The organism is Mycobacterium sp. NGS45 (assembly GCF_059812645.1).
This window is the reverse complement of the sequence record NZ_JCALDB010000038.1, coordinates 1-17695: the sequence shown is the minus strand read 5'-3', so window position 1 is coordinate 17695 and position 17695 is coordinate 1. Positions and strand designations below refer to the sequence as shown.

17 protein-coding genes and 1 tRNA gene are annotated in these 17695 nt (G+C 68.8%); 6 read left to right on the top strand and 12 right to left on the bottom strand.

Annotation, left to right across the window (positions count from 1 at the left end):
• From AC5Y3P_RS21855 to AC5Y3P_RS21840, 4 genes are all read right to left on the bottom strand, one after another.
• Positions 1-762, bottom strand: a 762-nt coding sequence (locus AC5Y3P_RS21855) for an enoyl-CoA hydratase/isomerase family protein (RefSeq protein ID WP_500048032.1), incomplete at its 3' end; no start/stop codon positions are given.
• A gap of 30 nt (positions 763-792) precedes the next feature.
• On the bottom strand, positions 793-1890 hold the full coding sequence (locus AC5Y3P_RS21850; protein WP_500048031.1) for an acyl-CoA dehydrogenase family protein: 1098 nt from the start codon (positions 1888-1890) through the stop codon (positions 793-795).
• Positions 1877-2782, bottom strand: coding sequence for an acyl-CoA dehydrogenase family protein (locus tag AC5Y3P_RS21845; protein WP_500048030.1), 906 nt, complete (start codon positions 2780-2782; stop codon positions 1877-1879). The genes AC5Y3P_RS21850 and AC5Y3P_RS21845 overlap by 14 nt, the downstream gene beginning before the upstream one ends.
• Positions 2760-4166 carry a class I adenylate-forming enzyme family protein gene (locus AC5Y3P_RS21840; protein ID WP_500048029.1) on the bottom strand — a complete coding sequence of 469 codons (1407 nt, stop codon included), beginning with the start codon at positions 4164-4166 and terminating at the stop codon, positions 2760-2762. Before AC5Y3P_RS21840 ends, AC5Y3P_RS21845 begins: the two co-directional genes overlap by 23 nt.
• A gap of 159 nt (positions 4167-4325) precedes the next feature.
• Between AC5Y3P_RS21840 and AC5Y3P_RS21835 the strand changes: the two genes are divergently transcribed.
• The gene (locus AC5Y3P_RS21835) at positions 4326-4652 is read left to right on the top strand and encodes a 2Fe-2S iron-sulfur cluster-binding protein (protein ID WP_500048028.1); all 327 of its coding nucleotides are present in this window, start codon (positions 4326-4328) and stop codon (positions 4650-4652) included.
• A 15-nt stretch (positions 4653-4667) separates the two neighbouring features.
• On the opposite strand, the gene AC5Y3P_RS21830 is transcribed toward AC5Y3P_RS21835, so the two are convergent.
• The 4 genes from AC5Y3P_RS21830 to AC5Y3P_RS21815 are packed head-to-tail and all read right to left on the bottom strand — an operon-like array spanning position 4668 to position 8669.
• Positions 4668-5714 carry a CaiB/BaiF CoA transferase family protein gene (locus AC5Y3P_RS21830; RefSeq protein ID WP_500048027.1) on the bottom strand — a complete coding sequence of 349 codons (1047 nt, stop codon included), beginning with the start codon at positions 5712-5714 and terminating at the stop codon, positions 4668-4670.
• Positions 5711-6667 carry an LLM class F420-dependent oxidoreductase gene (locus AC5Y3P_RS21825; protein ID WP_500048026.1) on the bottom strand — a complete coding sequence of 319 codons (957 nt, stop codon included), beginning with the start codon at positions 6665-6667 and terminating at the stop codon, positions 5711-5713. The genes AC5Y3P_RS21830 and AC5Y3P_RS21825 overlap by 4 nt, the downstream gene beginning before the upstream one ends.
• Positions 6667-7092 carry a cobalamin B12-binding domain-containing protein gene (locus tag AC5Y3P_RS21820; RefSeq protein ID WP_500048025.1) on the bottom strand — a complete coding sequence of 142 codons (426 nt, stop codon included), beginning with the start codon at positions 7090-7092 and terminating at the stop codon, positions 6667-6669. Before AC5Y3P_RS21820 ends, AC5Y3P_RS21825 begins: the two co-directional genes overlap by 1 nt.
• A complete protein-coding gene (locus AC5Y3P_RS21815; protein WP_500048024.1) occupies positions 7092-8669 on the bottom strand; it encodes a methylmalonyl-CoA mutase family protein in 1578 nt (525 codons plus the stop codon). Before AC5Y3P_RS21815 ends, AC5Y3P_RS21820 begins: the two co-directional genes overlap by 1 nt.
• Positions 8670-8773: 104 nt before the next feature.
• Here AC5Y3P_RS21815 and AC5Y3P_RS21810 point away from each other — a divergent pair, with 104 nt between their 5' ends.
• Together AC5Y3P_RS21810 and AC5Y3P_RS21805 are read left to right on the top strand one after the other, a co-directional pair.
• Complete coding sequence (locus AC5Y3P_RS21810) at positions 8774-9637, top strand: SDR family oxidoreductase (protein WP_500048023.1); 864 nt, start codon at positions 8774-8776, stop codon at positions 9635-9637.
• A 90-nt stretch (positions 9638-9727) separates the two neighbouring features.
• A complete protein-coding gene (locus AC5Y3P_RS21805) occupies positions 9728-11218 on the top strand; it encodes an adenylate/guanylate cyclase domain-containing protein (RefSeq protein WP_500048022.1) in 1491 nt (496 codons plus the stop codon).
• Positions 11219-11237: 19 nt separating this feature from the next.
• Here AC5Y3P_RS21805 and AC5Y3P_RS21800 read toward each other — a convergent pair whose 3' ends face one another.
• Entirely contained in the window at positions 11238-12533 is a 1296-nt protein-coding gene (locus AC5Y3P_RS21800) for an NAD(P)-binding domain-containing protein (protein WP_500048021.1), read from the bottom strand.
• Between the two features lie 97 nt (positions 12534-12630).
• Between AC5Y3P_RS21800 and AC5Y3P_RS21795 the strand changes: the two genes are divergently transcribed.
• Positions 12631-13383, top strand: coding sequence for a TetR/AcrR family transcriptional regulator (locus tag AC5Y3P_RS21795; RefSeq protein WP_500048020.1), 753 nt, complete (start codon positions 12631-12633; stop codon positions 13381-13383).
• Positions 13384-13549: 166 nt separating this feature from the next.
• Here AC5Y3P_RS21795 and AC5Y3P_RS21790 read toward each other — a convergent pair whose 3' ends face one another.
• The gene (locus tag AC5Y3P_RS21790) at positions 13550-13948 is read right to left on the bottom strand and encodes a hemophore-related protein (RefSeq protein ID WP_500048033.1); all 399 of its coding nucleotides are present in this window, start codon (positions 13946-13948) and stop codon (positions 13550-13552) included.
• Positions 13949-14271: 323 nt separating this feature from the next.
• Between AC5Y3P_RS21790 and AC5Y3P_RS21785 the strand changes: the two genes are divergently transcribed.
• Entirely contained in the window at positions 14272-16647 is a 2376-nt protein-coding gene (locus AC5Y3P_RS21785; protein WP_500048019.1) for a flippase-like domain-containing protein, read from the top strand.
• A gap of 43 nt (positions 16648-16690) precedes the next feature.
• Here AC5Y3P_RS21785 and AC5Y3P_RS21780 read toward each other — a convergent pair whose 3' ends face one another.
• On the bottom strand, positions 16691-16948 hold the full coding sequence (locus AC5Y3P_RS21780; RefSeq protein ID WP_500048018.1) for a DUF7218 family protein: 258 nt from the start codon (positions 16946-16948) through the stop codon (positions 16691-16693).
• A 170-nt stretch (positions 16949-17118) separates the two neighbouring features.
• Positions 17119-17202: transfer RNA gene (locus tag AC5Y3P_RS21775), tRNA-Leu, on the bottom strand.
• A gap of 122 nt (positions 17203-17324) precedes the next feature.
• Here AC5Y3P_RS21775 and AC5Y3P_RS21770 point away from each other — a divergent pair.
• Positions 17325-17695: hypothetical protein (locus AC5Y3P_RS21770; protein ID WP_500048017.1), on the top strand; the 371-nt coding region annotated here is incomplete at its 3' end.

Below are 17695 nucleotides of genomic sequence, written 5' to 3'. Positions count from 1 at the left end.
GCGCTTGCTGACCAGTCCGTCCACGATCTTGTTGAACTCCGGGGTCCCGAACGACACGTACTCGCTGAGGTTGGCGTAGTCCAGCGAGGCCAGCACCGAACGTTCCAGCTGGATGTTCATCAGCCGCTTGGTGGCCTCCACGGCCTGCTGCGGCAACTCCAGGATCCTCTTGGCGCACGCGATCGCCTCGGCGAGCGGGTCTTCCACCACGTGGTTGGCCAGCCCGAGTTCCAGCGCGCGCTGCGCGGTGATGCGCTGACCGGTCAGCGCGAACTCCTTGGCCTGCAGGAAGCTGATCTGCATGGGCCACACCAGCGGACCGCCGTCGGCGGCCACCAGCCCGATCGACACGTGCGGATCGGCGAAGTGCGCCTTCTCGGCCATGTACACCACGTCCGACATCGCGGCCAGGCTGCAGCCCAGTCCCACCGCGGGCCCGTTGACCGCGGCGATGATCGGGATCCGGCAGCGGATCTGGCCGATCACGATGTCGCGGCCGTGCTTGATGGTCTTGACCCGCAGCGCCTCGTCGTTGCGCAACTCGTCGAGGTAGTTGAAGTCACCACCGGCCGAGAAGGCCCGTCCGGCGCCGGTGAGCACCGCAGCTCGGGCGCCGGCGTCCTCGTTGAGTTCGTTCCACAGGTTGGCCAATCCGACGTGCAGTGCGTCGTTGACCGCGTTCAGCGCATCCGGCCGGTTCAGCGTGATGATCCGCAGCGCGCCGTCCGCCTGGACGTCGATTTCGTCTGGCATTCCGTACATTTGAAGTCCCTTCGATCGTGGCAGCAGCCGTCAGACGCCCAGTCCCAGGATGCGGGAGGCGATGATGTTCTTCTGGATCTGCGACGTGCCGCCCATCACCGACTGCGCGCGGCTGTACATGTAGGCGCCCAGCAGTTCGTCGTCACCGGTGCCACCGACCGCGACCGCGGCATGCCCGACGGCCTGATCGGTCCAGGTCATCAGCAGCTTGTCGATCGAACCGTTGGAGTTGTGCGTGATCCCGTCGAGTTGCTCGGACAGTCGCCGCCGCACGTGGTGGGTCAGCATCTCGACCTCGACGGCCGCCCAGGCCAGATCCTGCGGCACGGTGCCGCCGGCGGCGTCGACGCGTTTGGCCATCTGCCGCACCAGTTTTCCGTACCGGGCCGCGAATCCCAGCGTGGAGGGCTCGCGTTCGTGGCCGACCACCGTCATCGCCAGCTTCCAGCCGTCACCGGGTTCGCCGACCATGTTCGCGTTGGGCACCACGGCGCCGTCGAAGCTGACCTGGCCGAACTCCTTGGTGATGCCGCTGATCATCTGCAGCGGGCGCTGCTCGATGCCGTCCTGGTGCATCGAAACGATGAACGCCGAGATGCCCTTGTGCCGCTTGGCTTCCGGGTCGGTGCGGGCCAACACCAGGCACCAGTCGGCGACATCGGAGTAACTGGTCCAGACCTTGTGGCCGTTGATCACCCAGTTGTCGCCGTCGCGCACCGCGGTGGTGGTCAGCGAAGCCAGATCCGAGCCCGCACCGGGCTCGGAGAACCCTTGGCACCAGCGCTCGGTGCCGTCGATCATGCCGGGCAGGAAGCGCTGCTGCAGCTCCTTGCTGCCGTGGTGGCCCAGCCCGACCACCAGGTAGCCCAGGCTGGGCCGCGGCGGTGCGCCGGCGCGGGCCAGTTCCTCGTCGAGGATGACGTCGTAGACCGGGGCCATGTCCTGACCGCCGTACTCCTTGGGCCAGGACAGCCCGAAGAAGCCACCCTGGTACAGGGCCCGGTGCCAGTCCGGCGCCTTGGCCCAGTACTCGTCACCGGATGTGGGAAATTCCTTGGCGTGCACCGAAAGCCACTCGCGCAGCCGGGCGCGGAAGGCGGCTTCGTCAGCCGAATCACGAAAGTCCAAGATCGATCTCCTCCAACTTGACGGGCCACAGTTCAGTCGAGGTCAGCGCGCGGCGCAGGTAGACGTGCGCCAGGCACTCCCAGGTGTTGCCGATGCCGCCGTGCACCTGGATCGAGGTCTCGCACACCGTGCGGGCCGCGCGGGCGCTGTACACCTTGGCGACCTGTGCGGCGCGGATCGCCTCGGCCGGATCGAGTTCGTCGACCGCCCACGCGGCGTGCCGCAGGATGCTCACCGAGCCCTCGACCAGGGTCAGTGCCTCGGCCAGCAGGTGCGCGATGGCCTGATAGGAGCCGATCGGATTGCCGTACTGCTCGCGGATCTTGGCGTACTCGACTGCCAAATCCAGTGTGCCGCGCGCGGTTCCGACCAGGTCGGCGGTGGTGACGGTGAGCGCCAGCGCCCGCCAGCGCTGCGCCGCGGTGGCCGAGACCTTGCCCAGCGAGGTCTCGCTGCCCGCGAGTGCGGTCCGGAACCGGGTCAAGTCGGCGCCGCCGAGCGGGTCACCGAGGTCGACGGCGAGCACCTCGTCGTCGCGCAGGATCAAACCGCGGCTGCAGCCGCGCGCGTCGAACGCCACGCCGTCGACCACCACGGTGGCATCGGTGGCGTCGGCGTCGAGGTGCCGGGCCAGTTCGTCGGCCAGCACCGGCCCCAGCAGTGGCGTGTCAACCAGACCGCGGCCGAATTCCTCGACCACCAGCGCGACTTCGACGCCCGAGGCGCCGTCGGAGCGCAGCGACCGGAAGCCGGTTGCGGCGACCTGCTTGTCCAGCCGCGCGATGCGCGACTCGTCCTCGAGTGCGGCCACCGAACCGGGACCCAGGTCGTCGGCGAGTTCGGCGGCCGCCTCCTGCAGTTGTCGTTGTTCAGAGGTCAGACGTACATCCATGGCGCTCCTTCAGCACGCGACGCAACGCCTTACCTGATGGCAGGCGCGGAATCTCCGGGACGAACACGACGTCGCGCAGGCGTTTGTAGGACGCCAACGCATCGCCGACCCGGTCAGACAGTTCATCCGGCGAAACCGGGGCCGCGGTGACCACCGCGGCGATGACGGCTTCGCCGTCGGCGGCGTCGGGCACCCCGAACACCGCGCAGTCGGTGACGGCCGGGTGACCCAGCAGTACCGCCTCGATCTCGGCCGGCGCGACCTGGAAGCCGCGCACCTTGATCATCTCCTTGGCACGGTCGGTGATCCGCAGATAACCGTCGGCGTCCAGGGTGCCGACGTCACCGGTGCGGTACCAGCCGTCCTGGAAAGCTGCGCGGCCATCCGCCTCGGGCAGGTAACCGGCCATCACCGACTCGGCGCGGGCCTGGATCTCGCCGACCTCGCCGGGACCCACCTCTGCGCCGGTGTCCATCGACACCACCCGCAGTTCGACGCCGTCCGGCGCCCGGCCCACGGTGTCCAGTTCGGCGCCGGTCAGGTCGTTGCAGGCCAGCACCGGCAGTTCGGAGGCGCCGTAAGCGGTGACCCAGGTGATGCCGGTGCGCGCGCTGATCCGTTCGGCCACAGCCGGTGCGACCGGGGTCGCGCACCACATCACATAGCGCAGCGAGGACAGGTCGTAGGACTCCAGGCGCGGGTGCGCGGCGATCGCCAACGCGATCGGCGCCACGGTCATCTCGATGGTGATCCGGTCGCGCTCGATGCCGGCCAGCAGCGCGTCGACGTCGAAGCGGGCGTGCAGGCGCAGGAAGCCGCCGGCGTCGAGCACCGTGGCAATGTTGAGCAGGCCGAGGATGTGGGTGGCCGGCGTGACGATCTGCAGCCGATCCTGGGCGGTCAGGCCCAGCGCGGTGCGCCAGTGCCGGACCGCGGCGTCGAAGGAGCGGTGGGTGTGCCGGACCGCCTTGGGCAACCCGGTGGTGCCCGAACTGAACACCAGCACCGCCTCGGCCGCCGGATCCGGCTGCGGCCGGTCGGACGGCTCGGCGGCCACGATCGGTTCGTCCAGGCTGCGCATCGGCATCGCGGCCGCCAGCACCGGGTGGTCGCCGACGGCGTGGCCAGGTTGGGTCAGGGCCAACGCGTGGCTCACCTCGGCGGCCTTCCAGGCCGGGCTGAGCAGCACCACGGCCGCGTCCAGGCGCCAGATGGCATACAGCGCGACGACGAATTCGGGCCGGTTGGAGGACATCACCGCGACCCGGTCTCCGGGCTGCACACCGCGCTCGGCCAGATCGGCGGCCAGGCCGTTGACCAGCGCATCGAGGTCGCTGCGGCGGTAGTCCCGGTCCTGGTAGGCGAGCACGACCGGATCGAGCATCGGTCCTCCTCGGCGAGGTCGGGGCGGCGCGTGCCAAACTAGAACGAACACCAGAACAAGATTGAGAAGATGCTATCTCAAGGTGAGAATAGTATTCTCATTCGGGTAGAATACACGTACCGCATCAGTTGGCAGTACCACTCGGAGAGGTTTGAACTCATGGCTACACCGGCTTCCGGCAGCACGGCGACCGCCGCATCCGCGGAGACCGGCCAGCCCGAAGTGACGGTTCATCTCGACGGCCGGAGTGCATCCATCACGATGAAGGCCGGCGAGACCATCCTGGAATCGGCCCGCCGGGCCGGGTTGACCCCGCCGTTCTCCTGCGAGGCAGGCAACTGCGGCACCTGCATGGCCAAGCTGTCCGAGGGTACCGCCACCATGCGGGTCAACGACGCGCTCGACGACGACGAGGTCGAAGAGGGCTACGTGCTGACCTGCCAGGGTGTGCCGGACTGCTCGGTGGTTGTCGACTACGACTGCTAATCCGTTGCTGGTGGCTCAGTGCTCGCCCAGGGCCGGCGGCGGGCGGTAGTCCGGCTGATAGCCGTCCACCCGGATGCTGCTGCCCACCAACCGGTACTTGCCGGCGGCCACCACGATCTCGGGTAGCGCATCGAGCGCCTCGGGCAGCGTGCGTACCGCGGCAGTCGGAATCCCGAGCGGTTTGAGCCGAGCTTCCCAGTTCGCCGCGGTATCGGTGCCCAATACTTCGGTCACGATCGCGAGCACCTCATCACGACGCGCCGAGCGCTCGGCCATGATCGCGAACGGCAGCTGCTCACCGGCGACCAGCCCGGCCTCGGTGGCGAACGAACGCCAGAAGCCGTCGTGCGTGATGAACAGCGCCAGATAGCCGTCCGCGGTCGGGAACAGTTGCGCCGGAACGTAGAACGAGTGCGCGCCGTAGGGCCGACGCTGCGGGGTGACGCCCTCGTTCAGGTAGGCCGAGGCGTGATAGTTCAACTGCGACAACAACACGTCGCGCAGACAGACGTCGACCTGACCGCCGCGGCCGGACACGATCTGGGCCAGCAGCCCCAGCGCCGCGGTCAACCCGGTGGAGTTGTCCGCCGAGGAGTAGCCCGGCAGGGTGGGCGGACCCGCGGGATCGCCAGTGAGCGCGGCGATCCCGGTCGAAGCCTGCACGACGTAGTCGAAGGCCGGATCGTCTCCGCCGTACAGACCGAAGCCGGTCAGCGCCACGCAGACGATCTTGTCGTTGTGCTTGCGCAGCGCCTGATAAGTCAGCCCCAACTTCTGGATCGCCGAGGGCTTCAGATTCACCAGCAGCGCATGAGACTGCGCGACCAGCTCACCGAGCCGGCGCTGCCCGTCTTCAGTCCCGAGTTCCAGGCAGACGCTGCGCTTGCCCCGGTTGAGGCTGGCGAAGTAACTGTCAGAGACCTGCCGCGAGATGTCCCCGGTGGGCGGCTCGATCTTGGTGACCTCGGCGCCGAGGTCGGCCAGCATCATGGTGGCGTACGGACCGGCCAGCATGGTGCCCACCTCGAGCACCTTGATCCCGTCGAGCGGTCCGGCGCTCATCGCACGGCTTTGGCGAGTTCGGCAATGACCTCGCGGGTGCGGTACTTGGAGGCCACCAGCTCGTCGCGGGTCTCACCGATCGGCAGCAGCCGCACCGACAGGTCGGTCACGCCGGCGTCGGCGAATTGCTTGAACCGCTTGAGGATCGACTCCTCGTCACCGGCCGCGCACAGATCACCGACGTTGCGGGCCTCGCCGCGGTCGAGCAACCGCTGGTAGTTCGGTGAGGTCTCGGCCTCGGCCAGGATCCGGTTGGCCCGCTCCTTGGCGGCCTCGATCTCCGAGTTCGCACACAGCGTGACCGGGATACCGGCCACGATCCGCGGCGCCGGCTTGCCGGCCTCGGCGGCGGCCTTGTTGATCTTCGGTGCGATGTGGTCGCCGATCGCCTTCTCGTCGGCCATCCACAGCGAGGTGCCGTCGGCGTACTCACCGGCGATCTGCAGCATGACCGGCCCGAGCGCGGCGACCAGCACCGGCATCGGGGTGTCGGCGGCCAGCACGGTCGGGTTGTGCACCGTGAAGTGGTCGTTCTCCACGTCCACTGGGCCGGGACCGGAGATCGCGGCGTTGAACACCTGCAGATAGTCGCGGGTGTAGGAGGCCGGCTTGTCGTACGGCAGGCCCAACATGTCGCGGATGATCCAGTGATGGCTCGGCCCGACGCCCAGAGCCAATCGGCCGCCCGACATCGCATGGACCGAAAGCGCCTGCCGGGCAAGCGCGATCGGATGCTGCGCCTGCAGCGGCACCACTGCGGTGCCCAGTTCGATCCGCGAGGTGTGCGCCGCCATCAACGCCACCATGGTCAGCAGGTCGAAGTCGTTGGGCACCTGCGGCATCCAGGCGCTGTCCAGCCCGGCCGACTCGGCCCATTCGATGTCGGAGACCAGCTTGCTGACCTTGCGGGCCATGTCGCCACGCTCGGCACCGATCATCACGCCCAGCCGCATCAGCTTTCCACCTTCTGCGAGTCCTCGGTCAGCTTGCGCACCTCGGTCACCAACGTCTCCAGCGCGGTGCCGGTCGGGAAGACCGCGGCCGCACCGGCATCCAGCACCTTCTGCACGTCACCCTGTGGGATGGTGCCGCCGACGACGACGGCGATGTCCCCGGCGTCGGCCGCGCGCAGCGCGTCCACGGTGCGTCCGGTGAGCGCCACGTGCGCACCGGACAGGATCGAAAGGCCCACCACCGCAACGTCTTCCTGCAGCGCAATGGACACGATGTCCTCGATGCGCTGCCGGATACCGGTGTAGATCACCTCGAAACCGGCGTCGCGCAGCGTGCGCGCCACGATCTTGGCGCCGCGGTCGTGCCCGTCCAGGCCGGGCTTGGCCACCAATACGCGAACCCGGTTCTCAGCAGAATCAGTCATCAGAACACCACCGGTTGTTGGAATTCGCCCCAGACCGCCTTGAGCGCGGAGACCATCTCGCCCACCGTGCAGTAGGCGTTGGCGCAGTCGATCAGGGCATGCATCAGATTGTCGGTACCTTCGGCCGCACGTGAGAGCGCGGCCAGCGTCGCGGCCACCTGATCGGCGTCCCGCTCGGCCTTGACCCGGGCCAGCCGCTTGAGTTGCTTCTCCCGGCCCTCGGCGTCGAGCTCATAGGTGTCGATGTCCGGCGGCGGCTCGTCGGAGACGAACTTGTTGACGCCGACCACCGGCCGCACCCCGGATTCGACTTCCTGGTGGATCTTGTAGGCCTCGTCGGCGATCAATCCCTGCAGGTAGCCGTCCTCGATGGCCCGCACCATGCCGCCGTGGTTCTCCAGGTCGGACATGATCTCGATGATGCGTTCCTCGGTGGCGTCGGTGAGCGCCTCGACGAAGTAGGAGCCGCCCAGCGGGTCGGCCACCCGGGTCACCCCGGTCTCATAGGCCAGGATCTGCTGGGTGCGCAGCGCCAGGGTCGCGGACTCCTCACTGGGCAGCGCGAACGGCTCGTCCCAGGCCGCGGTGAACATCGACTGCACGCCGCCGAGCACCGAGGCCATCGCCTCGTAGGCCACCCGGACCAGGTTGTTCTGCGCCTGCGGGGCGTACAGCGAGGCCCCGCCGGACACACAGCCGAACCGGAACATTGACGCCTTCTCGGTCGTCGCACCCCAGCGTTCCCGCACGATCGTCGCCCAACGGCGGCGTCCGGCACGGTATTTCGCGATCTCCTCGAAGAAATCGCCGTGGGTGTAGAAGAAGAACGAGATCTGCGGTGCGAACTGGTCGATGGTCATCCGGCCACGTTCAACCACGGTGTCGCAGTAGGTGACGCCGTCGGCCAGGGTGAACGCCATCTCCTGCACCGCGTTGGCGCCGGCGTCGCGGAAGTGCGCACCGGCCACCGAGATCGCGTTGAACCGCGGCACCTCGGCCGCGCAGAACTCGATGGTGTCGGCGATCAGGCGCAGCGACGGTTCCGGCGGCCAGATCCAGGTGCCGCGCGAGGCGTACTCCTTGAGGATGTCGTTCTGGATCGTGCCGGTCAGCTTCTCCCGCGGCACCCCGGCCTTCTCGGCGGCCGCAACGTAGAACGCCAGCAGGATCGCGGCGGTGCCGTTGATGGTGAAGCTGGTGCTGATCTTGTCCAGCGGGATGCCGTCGAACAGGATCTCGGCATCGGCCAGGGTGTCCACGGCCACGCCGACCCGGCCGACCTCTTCGCCGTACTCGGCGTCATCGGAGTCGTAGCCGCACTGGGTGGGCAGGTCCAGCGCCACCGACAGACCGGTACCGCCCTGATCGAGCAGGTAGCGGTAGCGGCGGTTGGACTCCTCGGCGGTGCCGAAGCCGGAGTACTGCCGGAAGGTCCACAGCCGGCCGCGGTAGCCGGAGGCGAAGTTGCCCCGGGTGAACGGGTACTCGCCGGGGGCCGGCGGGTCAGCCGGCGGGTCCGTTGGGCCGTAGACCGGGTCCAGGGGGATCCCGGACGAGGTTGAAGTCGTGTAATCCATCGTGCTCCATCGTGGACAGCTACCGGTTGACAGCTATCGGATAACGTACTTGCCAAAAAAGAGAATGCCAATACCGTACAGTGCAAATGACCAGAGGGAGACACATGACCGACACCGGCAGCACCCCGTCCACGCCGCTGCGCGACCGCACCTTCGTGATCTCCGGCGCCAGCCGCGGGATCGGTTTGGCCATCGGCGTGGCCGCCGCGCGCCAGGGCGCCAACGTGGTGCTGTTGGCCAAGACCGCCGAGCCGCACCCCAAGCTGCCCGGCACCATCTACACCGCTGCCCAAGAGATCGAGGCGGCCGGCGGTAAGGCCGTGCCGGTGCTCGGTGACGTGCGCAAGGAAGAGGACGTCGAGCGACTGGTGGCCACGGCCGTCGAGCAGTTCGGCGGGATCGACGTGGTGGTCAACAATGCCAGCGCGATCGCCACCGAGCCCACCGAGGAGTTGTCGGCCAAGAAGTACGACCTGATGATGGACATCAACGTCCGAGGCACCTTCCTGCTCACCAAGGCCGCGCTGCCGCAGCTGCGCAAATCGCCCAACGCCCACGTGCTGACCATCGCCCCGCCGCTGAACCTGAGCCCGTACTGGCTGGGCGTACACCCCACCTACACGCTGAGCAAGTACGGCATGACACTGCTGGCGCTGGGCTGGGCCGAGGAATACCGCGACGCCGGGATCGCGTCGAACTGCCTGTGGCCCGAGACCTACATCGCCACCGCCGCGGTCACCACGCTGGCCGCCGGCAGCGAACTCGCGCAGTCCTCGCGCAGCCCGCAGATCATGGGCGACGCCGCAGTGGCCATCGTCGGCCGACCGGCCGCCGAGGTCAGTGGCCAGACCTTCATCGACGCCGACGTGCTACGCGCGGCCGGGGTGACCGATCTGTCCGGTTACGGCGGCGGCGAGCACCCGATCCCGGATCTGTTCCTGGACGCCGCCGAACCCCAGCGCGACTAGACCCGCACCACCCGGAAGAACCCGGGCTCAGCCAGCGCGAAGACTATCCTTCCCCAGAGGCGGACGGCGCTGCTGAAGGGATGACACAGGGTGCACTCGGGCGGCGGTGGCGCAATGGGCTTGGCGCTGCGCTATGCGGCCGGCGTGACCGTCGCGCACCTGCTGTCGGTCACCGAGGTGCTGTTGGTGATGACGGCGTTGCGCCGGGAGACCCTCGGCGATCAGGTGCCGCCGTTCACGCAGACCAGCAGTGGGTTGATCATCGCGCTGGCGGTGCTCGCGCTGCTGGTGGTTGCGGTCGGCAACGTGCTGATCGTGCTGCCCAGCCTGCGCTGGTACGTGGCAGGTGCCACCCCGACGCCGCGGCAACGGCGCGCGGCCCTGCGGGTGATGCAGCGCAGCAATGCACTGCTGATCGGGGTCTGGCTGGCCTCGGGCGCGGCGGTGGTCGCGGCCAACCCGCGGCACGCGTGGTCGGTCACGGTCCTGGTGGGTCCCGCGGTGTTCTTCGGCGCGACGGCCGCGGTGTGCACGGCGCTGCTGCTCACGGTGCGCACGCTGCATCCGCTCAGCGCGGCCGCCGGGCCGTATGAGACCGATCGGGACACCGCACCCGGTGTGCTGGCCCGACTGCTGACCATGTGGGTGCTGTGCTGCGCGCTGCCCAGCGTCGGTATCGCGCTGCTGATCCTGATCCGCTCGCAGGGCTGGGTGATCGACGAGTCTTCGTCGGTGGAGATACCGGTGCTGGTGCTGGCCGGCGTGGCCGTGCTGTGGGGACTGCGCGGCATGGTGCTGGTGGCCCGGTCGATCTCCGACCCGGTCCAGGAGGTGGCCGCCGCGATGGCCGATGTGCAGCACGGCAACATCCGGGCCCGGGTCGACGTGTACGAACGTTCCGAGATCGGGCTGCTGCAAAGCGGATTCAACGCGATGGTGGCCGGGTTGCGAGAACGTGACCGGTTGCGGGTGCTGTTCGGCCGGCAGGTCGGCGACGACGTCGTCGAGTTGCTGCTCGACGGCGACGAGGCCGCCTACCGCGACGTCCGCGACGTCACCATCTTGTTCGTCGACCTGGCCGGATCCACCGAGTTCGCCGCGTCCCGGCCGCCCGAGCAGGTCGCCGACATGCTCAACGGCTTCTACGAGTCGGTCATCGAGGTGGCGGTCGACCACAACGGCTTCATCAACAAGTTCCTCGGCGACGCGGCGCTGGTGATCTTCGGCGCGCCGCTGCCGTGCCCGGACCCGACCGGGGACGCCCGCGCGATGGCCTGCGCGCTGGCCGACCGGTTGCACCGCACGCTCGGCGCGGGATTCGGCATCGGGGTGGCCCGCGGGCGGGCATTCGCCGGCTTCGTCGGAACGATGAACCGCTTCGAGTACACCGTGATCGGCGATCCGGTCAACGAGGCGGCCCGGTTGGCCGATCGGGCCAAGCTGGACCCGGCGCGATTGTTGTGCACGGCCGAGGTCCTGGCCGATGCGACCGAGGACACCCGCCAGGACTGGGTGCTGGTGGCCCGGGAGGTGTTGCGCGGCCGCAGGTCCCACACCGAGATGTACGCGCCGCGGAGTTGACCAGGTAAGCCCGGCCGGGTCAGTGCTCCTCGGCCGGGGCCACGAAGCCGTCCTGCCAGCTGGCCAGCGCGGCGTTCACCCCGGCCTGCACGGCGGTGCCGTTGCCCCAGCCGGCGTAGTAGTGCAGCTGCAGCACGATCTCCTCGAGCTCACTTTCGGTGAGCTCACCGTTGATCAGCGCACCGCGCACCTGGACCTCGATCAGATCGGCGCGGCCCAGCATCGCGGTGGCGCCCAGCACCACCAGACGCCGGTCCCGCAGCGACAGACCAGGACGGTTACAGACCTCGCCGAACAGGTGGTCGACGGTCATGGCCAGCGCCGGGCTGCGCTCGGCGGGCAGCACGTCGGCCAGCCCGGTGCCGTACACCCGGTCCATGGTCTGCAGGCCGCGAGTGGTGCGATCGGTTGCCGGCGGCGCAGCGGTGACCACCCCGAGGGTGTCGTCGCCGTGCGTGCGCGCCGCATCGACCAGCGGCACGTCGACGCCGTTGGCGGTGGCCAGATCCTGTGCCGCGCCGAGGTCCTTGTCCATCAGGCGCAGCACCTGCGGGCCGGCTTCGGCGGCCAGCTCGGGCTCGGCGACCCGGTTGCGCAGCCACAGCAGCGGCGTGGCACCGGCGGGGTCGGCTTCGTCGATCACCTCGATCAACATGGCCGGATCGACACCGGCCGAGCGAGCCAGTTCGGCGGCCTCGTGCGCAGCACGCCAGCTGCCGTAGGTCAGCACGTTGCGGGCGATCTTGGTGGCCATCCCGGCGCCCAGCGGTCCGCAGTGCACGACCTTCTTGGCGAAGTCGGCCAGCACCGGCAGCGCGCGCGCCACGGTGTCGTCGGCGCCGCCGACCATGGCCACCATGCCGTTGTGCGCGGCCTGATCACCCGGGGTCACACCGCAGTCCAGCAGTTCCACGCCGTAGGCCCGGCAGTCCTGGGCCAGCGCGTGCACTTCCGGCACCGACAGCGTGGACAGCAGCACCACGACCAAACCCGGGTGCGAGCCGGCCAACACGCCGTCGGAACCGTGCAGCACCTCGCGCACCTGGGCGGCGTCGACGACGGCGATCAGCACCACGTCGCTGACCGCGGCGACCTCGGCCGGGGTGGGTACCGCCAGCGCCAGACCGAGATCCTCGGCCGCCTCGGCGCGCACGTCGTGCACCACCGGGATGCGACCGCGGCTCTCGAGGCTGACTGCCACGCCGCCGCCGATCATGCCCAGCCCGACCACACCGGCACGCGGCGCGATCCCGCTGTCGGCACCGGGCGCGAGCTTGCTGAAGGGCAGGTCCAAATCGTCGAGTTGAGCAGTCATCGAGATCTCCGTAACTTAAAATAACAACGTTCAGTTAACTGAAGCTTAGACCCTCTATCCACTGGGTGCAGACCTCTGACCTGGTGATTCTCGGCACATGGGAAGGCGAACTGTGCAGCACGACGCATCCGGGCCGGAACGTGACCCCGAACTGGGCAAAGCCCGGCCGCGCAGCCGTCGCGGCCACGGCGAACAGTTGCGGCAGGAGATCCTGGCCGCCGTGAACCGACTACTGGATCGGCTGCCCGGCGAGGACAAACTCACCATGCGGGCCGTCGCGCAGGAGGTCGGCGTCGCAGCACCGAGCATCTACCTGCACTTCTCGGACAAGGCCGAGCTGGTGTGGGCGGCGCTGGCCGACAAGTACGACCAGCTCGCCGCGCTGATGCGGGAGGCCGGCGATCGCACGGCCGACGCCGGTCCGCGGGCACGGCTACGCGCCCAGGTGCATGCCTACTGCGTCTTCGCCACCGAGAACCCCGCCCCCTACCGACTGATGTACCAGGTCCGCCAGCCCGAGCTGAAGCCCGAGCGGCTCGGCACGCATCCGGCCCGGGCGGTCTCCGATGTGCTGCGCGAGTCGCTGCGGGACAGCGCCGCGGCCGGCCACGAGTTGCGGCTGCCGCTGCACCAGTGCGCCCATACGTTGTGGACCGCACTGCACGGCATGGTGTCGATCCAGCACGCGCTGGCCGCTCCGGGTACCGCCGAGCATGTCTGCGCGCTGGCCGACGGTCTGCTCGACATCCTGGTCGCCACCGAGAAAAGCGGTGGTCCGGCGGTTCCCGAGCAGACGCCGGTGGACCGGGTGATCGCGGCGGCGGTCGGCGGCCCCGGGACCGGGGGCTGAACCGAAAGGCCCGGTTCCTTGTACAGGAACCGGGCCTCTCCCCAGCAAGTCCGCGGCCAGTGATTCCCACTCGGCCGCGCACTCAAACCACGATTTTTCCGTCGATCCGGGATCGGAACGGTGCCGGCCGGTCCGGACTGCGGCCGGCCGGCACCGTCCGCGATGGTCAGCCGGCCATGAACTCGTCGTAGGCCGACGCCAGGTACGGCGGCAGCGGCTGCACGTTGCACTGCCGCTGCTTCTCACCGATCGGCGCCAGGATGCCGCGCAACTCGAAGTACTCCCCCGGATTGGCGGTGAAGTAGTTGCGGATGTCGGCGGCCGCCTGCGCGCGCGGCTGGGTGTACGCGGCGGTCAGGACGCCCTTGGCGCCCGGATGGCCATTGAGATATCGCTGCGCGTCGGCGGTCACCGTGCTCACGGTGCCGTTGACCGCCTCCGGGCTACACGCGTTGGGATCGGCCCCCGCGGTCGGCGCGGCCAGCAGCGCGATCGTCGTCGCCCCCAGCACCGCCCCGGCGCGCAGACCGGCCAGCTTCCGACGCGCAGTCGAGTTACTGAACATCTTCATCTCATTCCTTCGAACTTGGTTTGCACCACGGATTCCCCGTCCTGAAATCCACGGTAACCACGGCCCAGAACTGCCCGCCGGAATTGTTCTCCCAGGATGAACACGCAGATCAGGGCGTTACAGGGAGATGGCGTGAGATAGCCCTCAAAACCGCCCCGAAACCGCTCTGCGGGCCCAATTCCGGTTAAGAATTCCCAATCTGGTCTTAATCGATCGTGACCGATTCTTGACCTGTCCGACCTCGGTTCGCGCCGCCGCGCTGCATCCGGGCGAGCCAGAGCCAGCAGCGCACGGGCGCACCGTAGGATCTGGCAGACATGCGGGTCGACGGGCGTGAGATCACCGTTTCGGGCAGCCTGCTGCAGCCGCTGACCCGCCGCACCAACGACATCATCCGAGTGGCGCTCTCGGCCGTGGTGCTGGCCATCCTGGTGGCCATCTCGCTGCTGACCCGCTACGAGTGGGAGGCCTTGGAACGTTCGATCTCCGAGGTCGTCGGCGTGCTCACGCCCACCCAATCCAACCTGGTCTATCTGATCTACGGCATCGCGATGCTGGCGTTGCCGTTCGCGATCCTGATCGGCCTGCTCGCCGGCCGGCAGTGGAAACTGCTCGGTGCCTACGGGCTGGCCGGTGCGATCGCGGTGCTGGCGCTGTCCATCACCGGCAACGGCATCGCCGCGCCACGCTGGCACTTCGACCTGTCCGACCGGCTGGACACCGTGCTGTCCCAATTCCTCGACGACCCGCGCTGGATCGGCATGCTGGCCGCGGTGCTGACGGTGTCCGGTGCGGGTCTGCCGAGCCGGTGGCGGCGCTGGTGGTGGACGCTGCTGCTGGCCTTCGTGCCGATCCACCTGGTGGTCAGCGCCGTGGTCCCGGCCCGCTCGCTGCTGGGCCTGGCGGTCGGCTGGTTCGTCGGCGCCGTGGTGGTGCTGGTGGTCGGCACTCCGGCGCTGGAGGTTCCGCTCGACCACGCGGTGCGCGCGCTGGCCCGGCGCGGCTTCCTGGCCAGCGCACTGACCGTGGTACGCCCGGCCGGCCCGGGGCCGCTGGTGCTGTCGGCGTCGTCGGCCGACCCGAGCGCCACCGCGGTGGTCGAACTGTACGGACCCAATCAGCGCAGCGGCGGTGCCCTGCGCCAGTTCTGGCGCAAGCTGCGGTTGCGCGCCGACGAAACCGCGCCGCTGCAGACCTCGATGCGCCGCGCGGTCGAACACCGCGGCCTGATGGCGATCGCGATCGGCAAGCTGGGTCTGGCCTCATCGGAGGCGATCTCGGTGGCCTCGCTGGACCGCGGCTGGACCATGTATGCGCGTAGCCCCGCGCGCGGCAGCCCGCTGAACACCTGCACCGACGAGGTGCCGGTGGGCCGGGTGTGGCACGCGCTGGCCGTGCTGCACGGCAGCCAGATCTCGCACGGCGACCTGCGGGCCAAGGAGATCACCGTCGACGACGGCGACGTGCTGTTCTGCGGTTTCGGGCACGCCGAGTACGGCGCCACCGATGCGCAATTGCAGGCCGACATCGCCCAGCTGCTGGTCACCAGCACTGATCTGTACGGTGCCGAGCCGGCGGTGACCGCCGCCATCGACGCGTTCGGCAAGGAAACCGTGCTGACCGCGTCGCGCCGGTTGACCAAGTCGGCCGTGCCGGCTCGGGTCCGGGAATCGGTGGCCGAACCCAAGGCGGTCTTGACTGCAGCCCGCGACCAGGTCAAACACCAGACCGGCGCCGATGAGATCCAGGCCGAGACGATCACCCGGTTCACCCGCAACCAGGTGATCCAGCTGGTGCTGCTGGTCGCCCTGGTCTATGTGGCCTATCCGTTCCTGTCCACTGCGCCGACCTTCATCACCGAATTGCGCAGCGCGAACTGGTGGTGGGCGCTGCTCGGGCTGGGGGTTTCCATGCTGACCTACGTCGGGGCCGCGGGCTCGCTGTGGGCCTGCGCCGACGGCGTCGTCAGCTTCCGGAACCTGACCATCCTGCAGTTGGCCACCAAGTTCGCCGCCACCACCACGCCGGCCGGGGTGGGCGGGCTGGCGCTGTGCACCCGGTTCCTGCAGAAGGGCGGTCTGGGGGCGGTGCGCGCGACCACCGCGGTGGCGCTGCAGCAGTCGGTCCAGGTGATCGTGCATCTGAGTTTGTTGATCGTGTTCAGCGCACTGGCCGGGGCGAGCACCGACCTGTCGCACTTCGTGCCGTCGGCCACCGTGCTGTACCTGATCGGCGGGGTGGCGCTGGGTCTGCTCGGGGCGTTCTTGTTCGTGCCGAAGCTGCGCCGCTGGCTGGGCGCGTCGGTGCGGCCCAAACTCAACGAGGTGATCGCCGATCTGGTCGACGTGGCCAAGGAACCGCGCCGGCTGGGCCTGATCGTATTAGGTTGCGCCGGAACCACTCTGGGTGCTGCACTGGCGCTGTGGGCCAGCGTCTCAGCGTTCGGCGGGGACGTGTCGTTCGTGACCGTGACGGTCGTGACCATGGTGGGCGGCACGCTGGCGTCGGCGGCCCCGACACCCGGCGGCGTGGGTGCGGTGGAGGCCGCGCTGATCGGTGGTCTGGCCGCGTTCGGGGTGCCCACTGCCACCGCGGTGCCCTCAGTGCTGCTGTATCGGATGTTGACCTGCTGGCTCCCGGTGTTCGTGGGCTGGCCGGTCATGCGCTGGCTGACCAAGAAGGAAATGATCTGACGCCCAGCGGACCTGAACCCCACCGCGGTTCGGGTCCGGCGGGTCAGTGCTTGCGCAGCTTGGCCACCAGCTTGGACTTGGTCAGATCCGAGTAGCCGGACAGGCCCAACTCCTTGGCACGGCGTTTGAGTTCGGGCACCGTCCAATCTTCATAGGACCCGGACTCGCCGCCCTTGCGTCCCACCGCAGATTTGCCGCGCTTGGCGGCCGCGTTGGCGATGCGCGCGGACTTCTCCTTGGAGTTGCCCTCCTCGCGCAGGTCGCGATAGAGCTTTTCGTCCTTGATCGAAGGATTCGGCATGGTGTTGCCCTCCCGTCTGTCGCTTCGGCGGGTCTCTGACTGTGATCGAGTCCCGCCCACGCCAGGGTGCCCGGCGGCGTCGGGCGTGAAACGTCGTCGACGTCGGGACCGCGCGCCCGACCGCACAGCAGCGCCGACCCAAAGCCGGGCGGGAAGAGCGAAGAAAGGAGTGCGGGCGGTGGGACTCGAACCCACACGCTCTTTCGAGCACGGGCACCTAAAGCCCGCACGGCTGCCAATTACGTCACGCCCGCAAGAACTTGGCGATCCTACCGCGATCGGCGGCACCCGCGATCGGTGCGCGACCGGGGTGCCCCAGGTCACGTTCGTCGGCTCGATGCCAGCGGGCCGGCACTTTGGCGGTACCGTCGAGTTCATGTCCACTCGGCGCAGATGGGCGGTGGTCGCCCTGGTGATGCTGGCCGCCGGCGGCTGTCTGGCGCTGGGCTGGTGGCAGTGGACCCGCTACGAATCGGCGTCGGGCACCTTCCAGAACCTGGGCTACGCGCTGCAGTGGCCGTTCTTCGCCGGCTTCTGTATCTACGCCTACCGACGGTTCATCCGGCTCGAGGACAATCCGGAAGCCGATCGGGTCTCGGACGCCCCGGCCGAGATCCCCGCCGACCTGTTGCCGCAACGCCCGCAGCCCGCGGTCGGCGACGACGACGACCCGACGCTGCGCGAGTACAACGCTTACCTGGCCGAGTTGGCCCAGCAGGACAAACTGGCCGCAGCCGACTCTTCGGC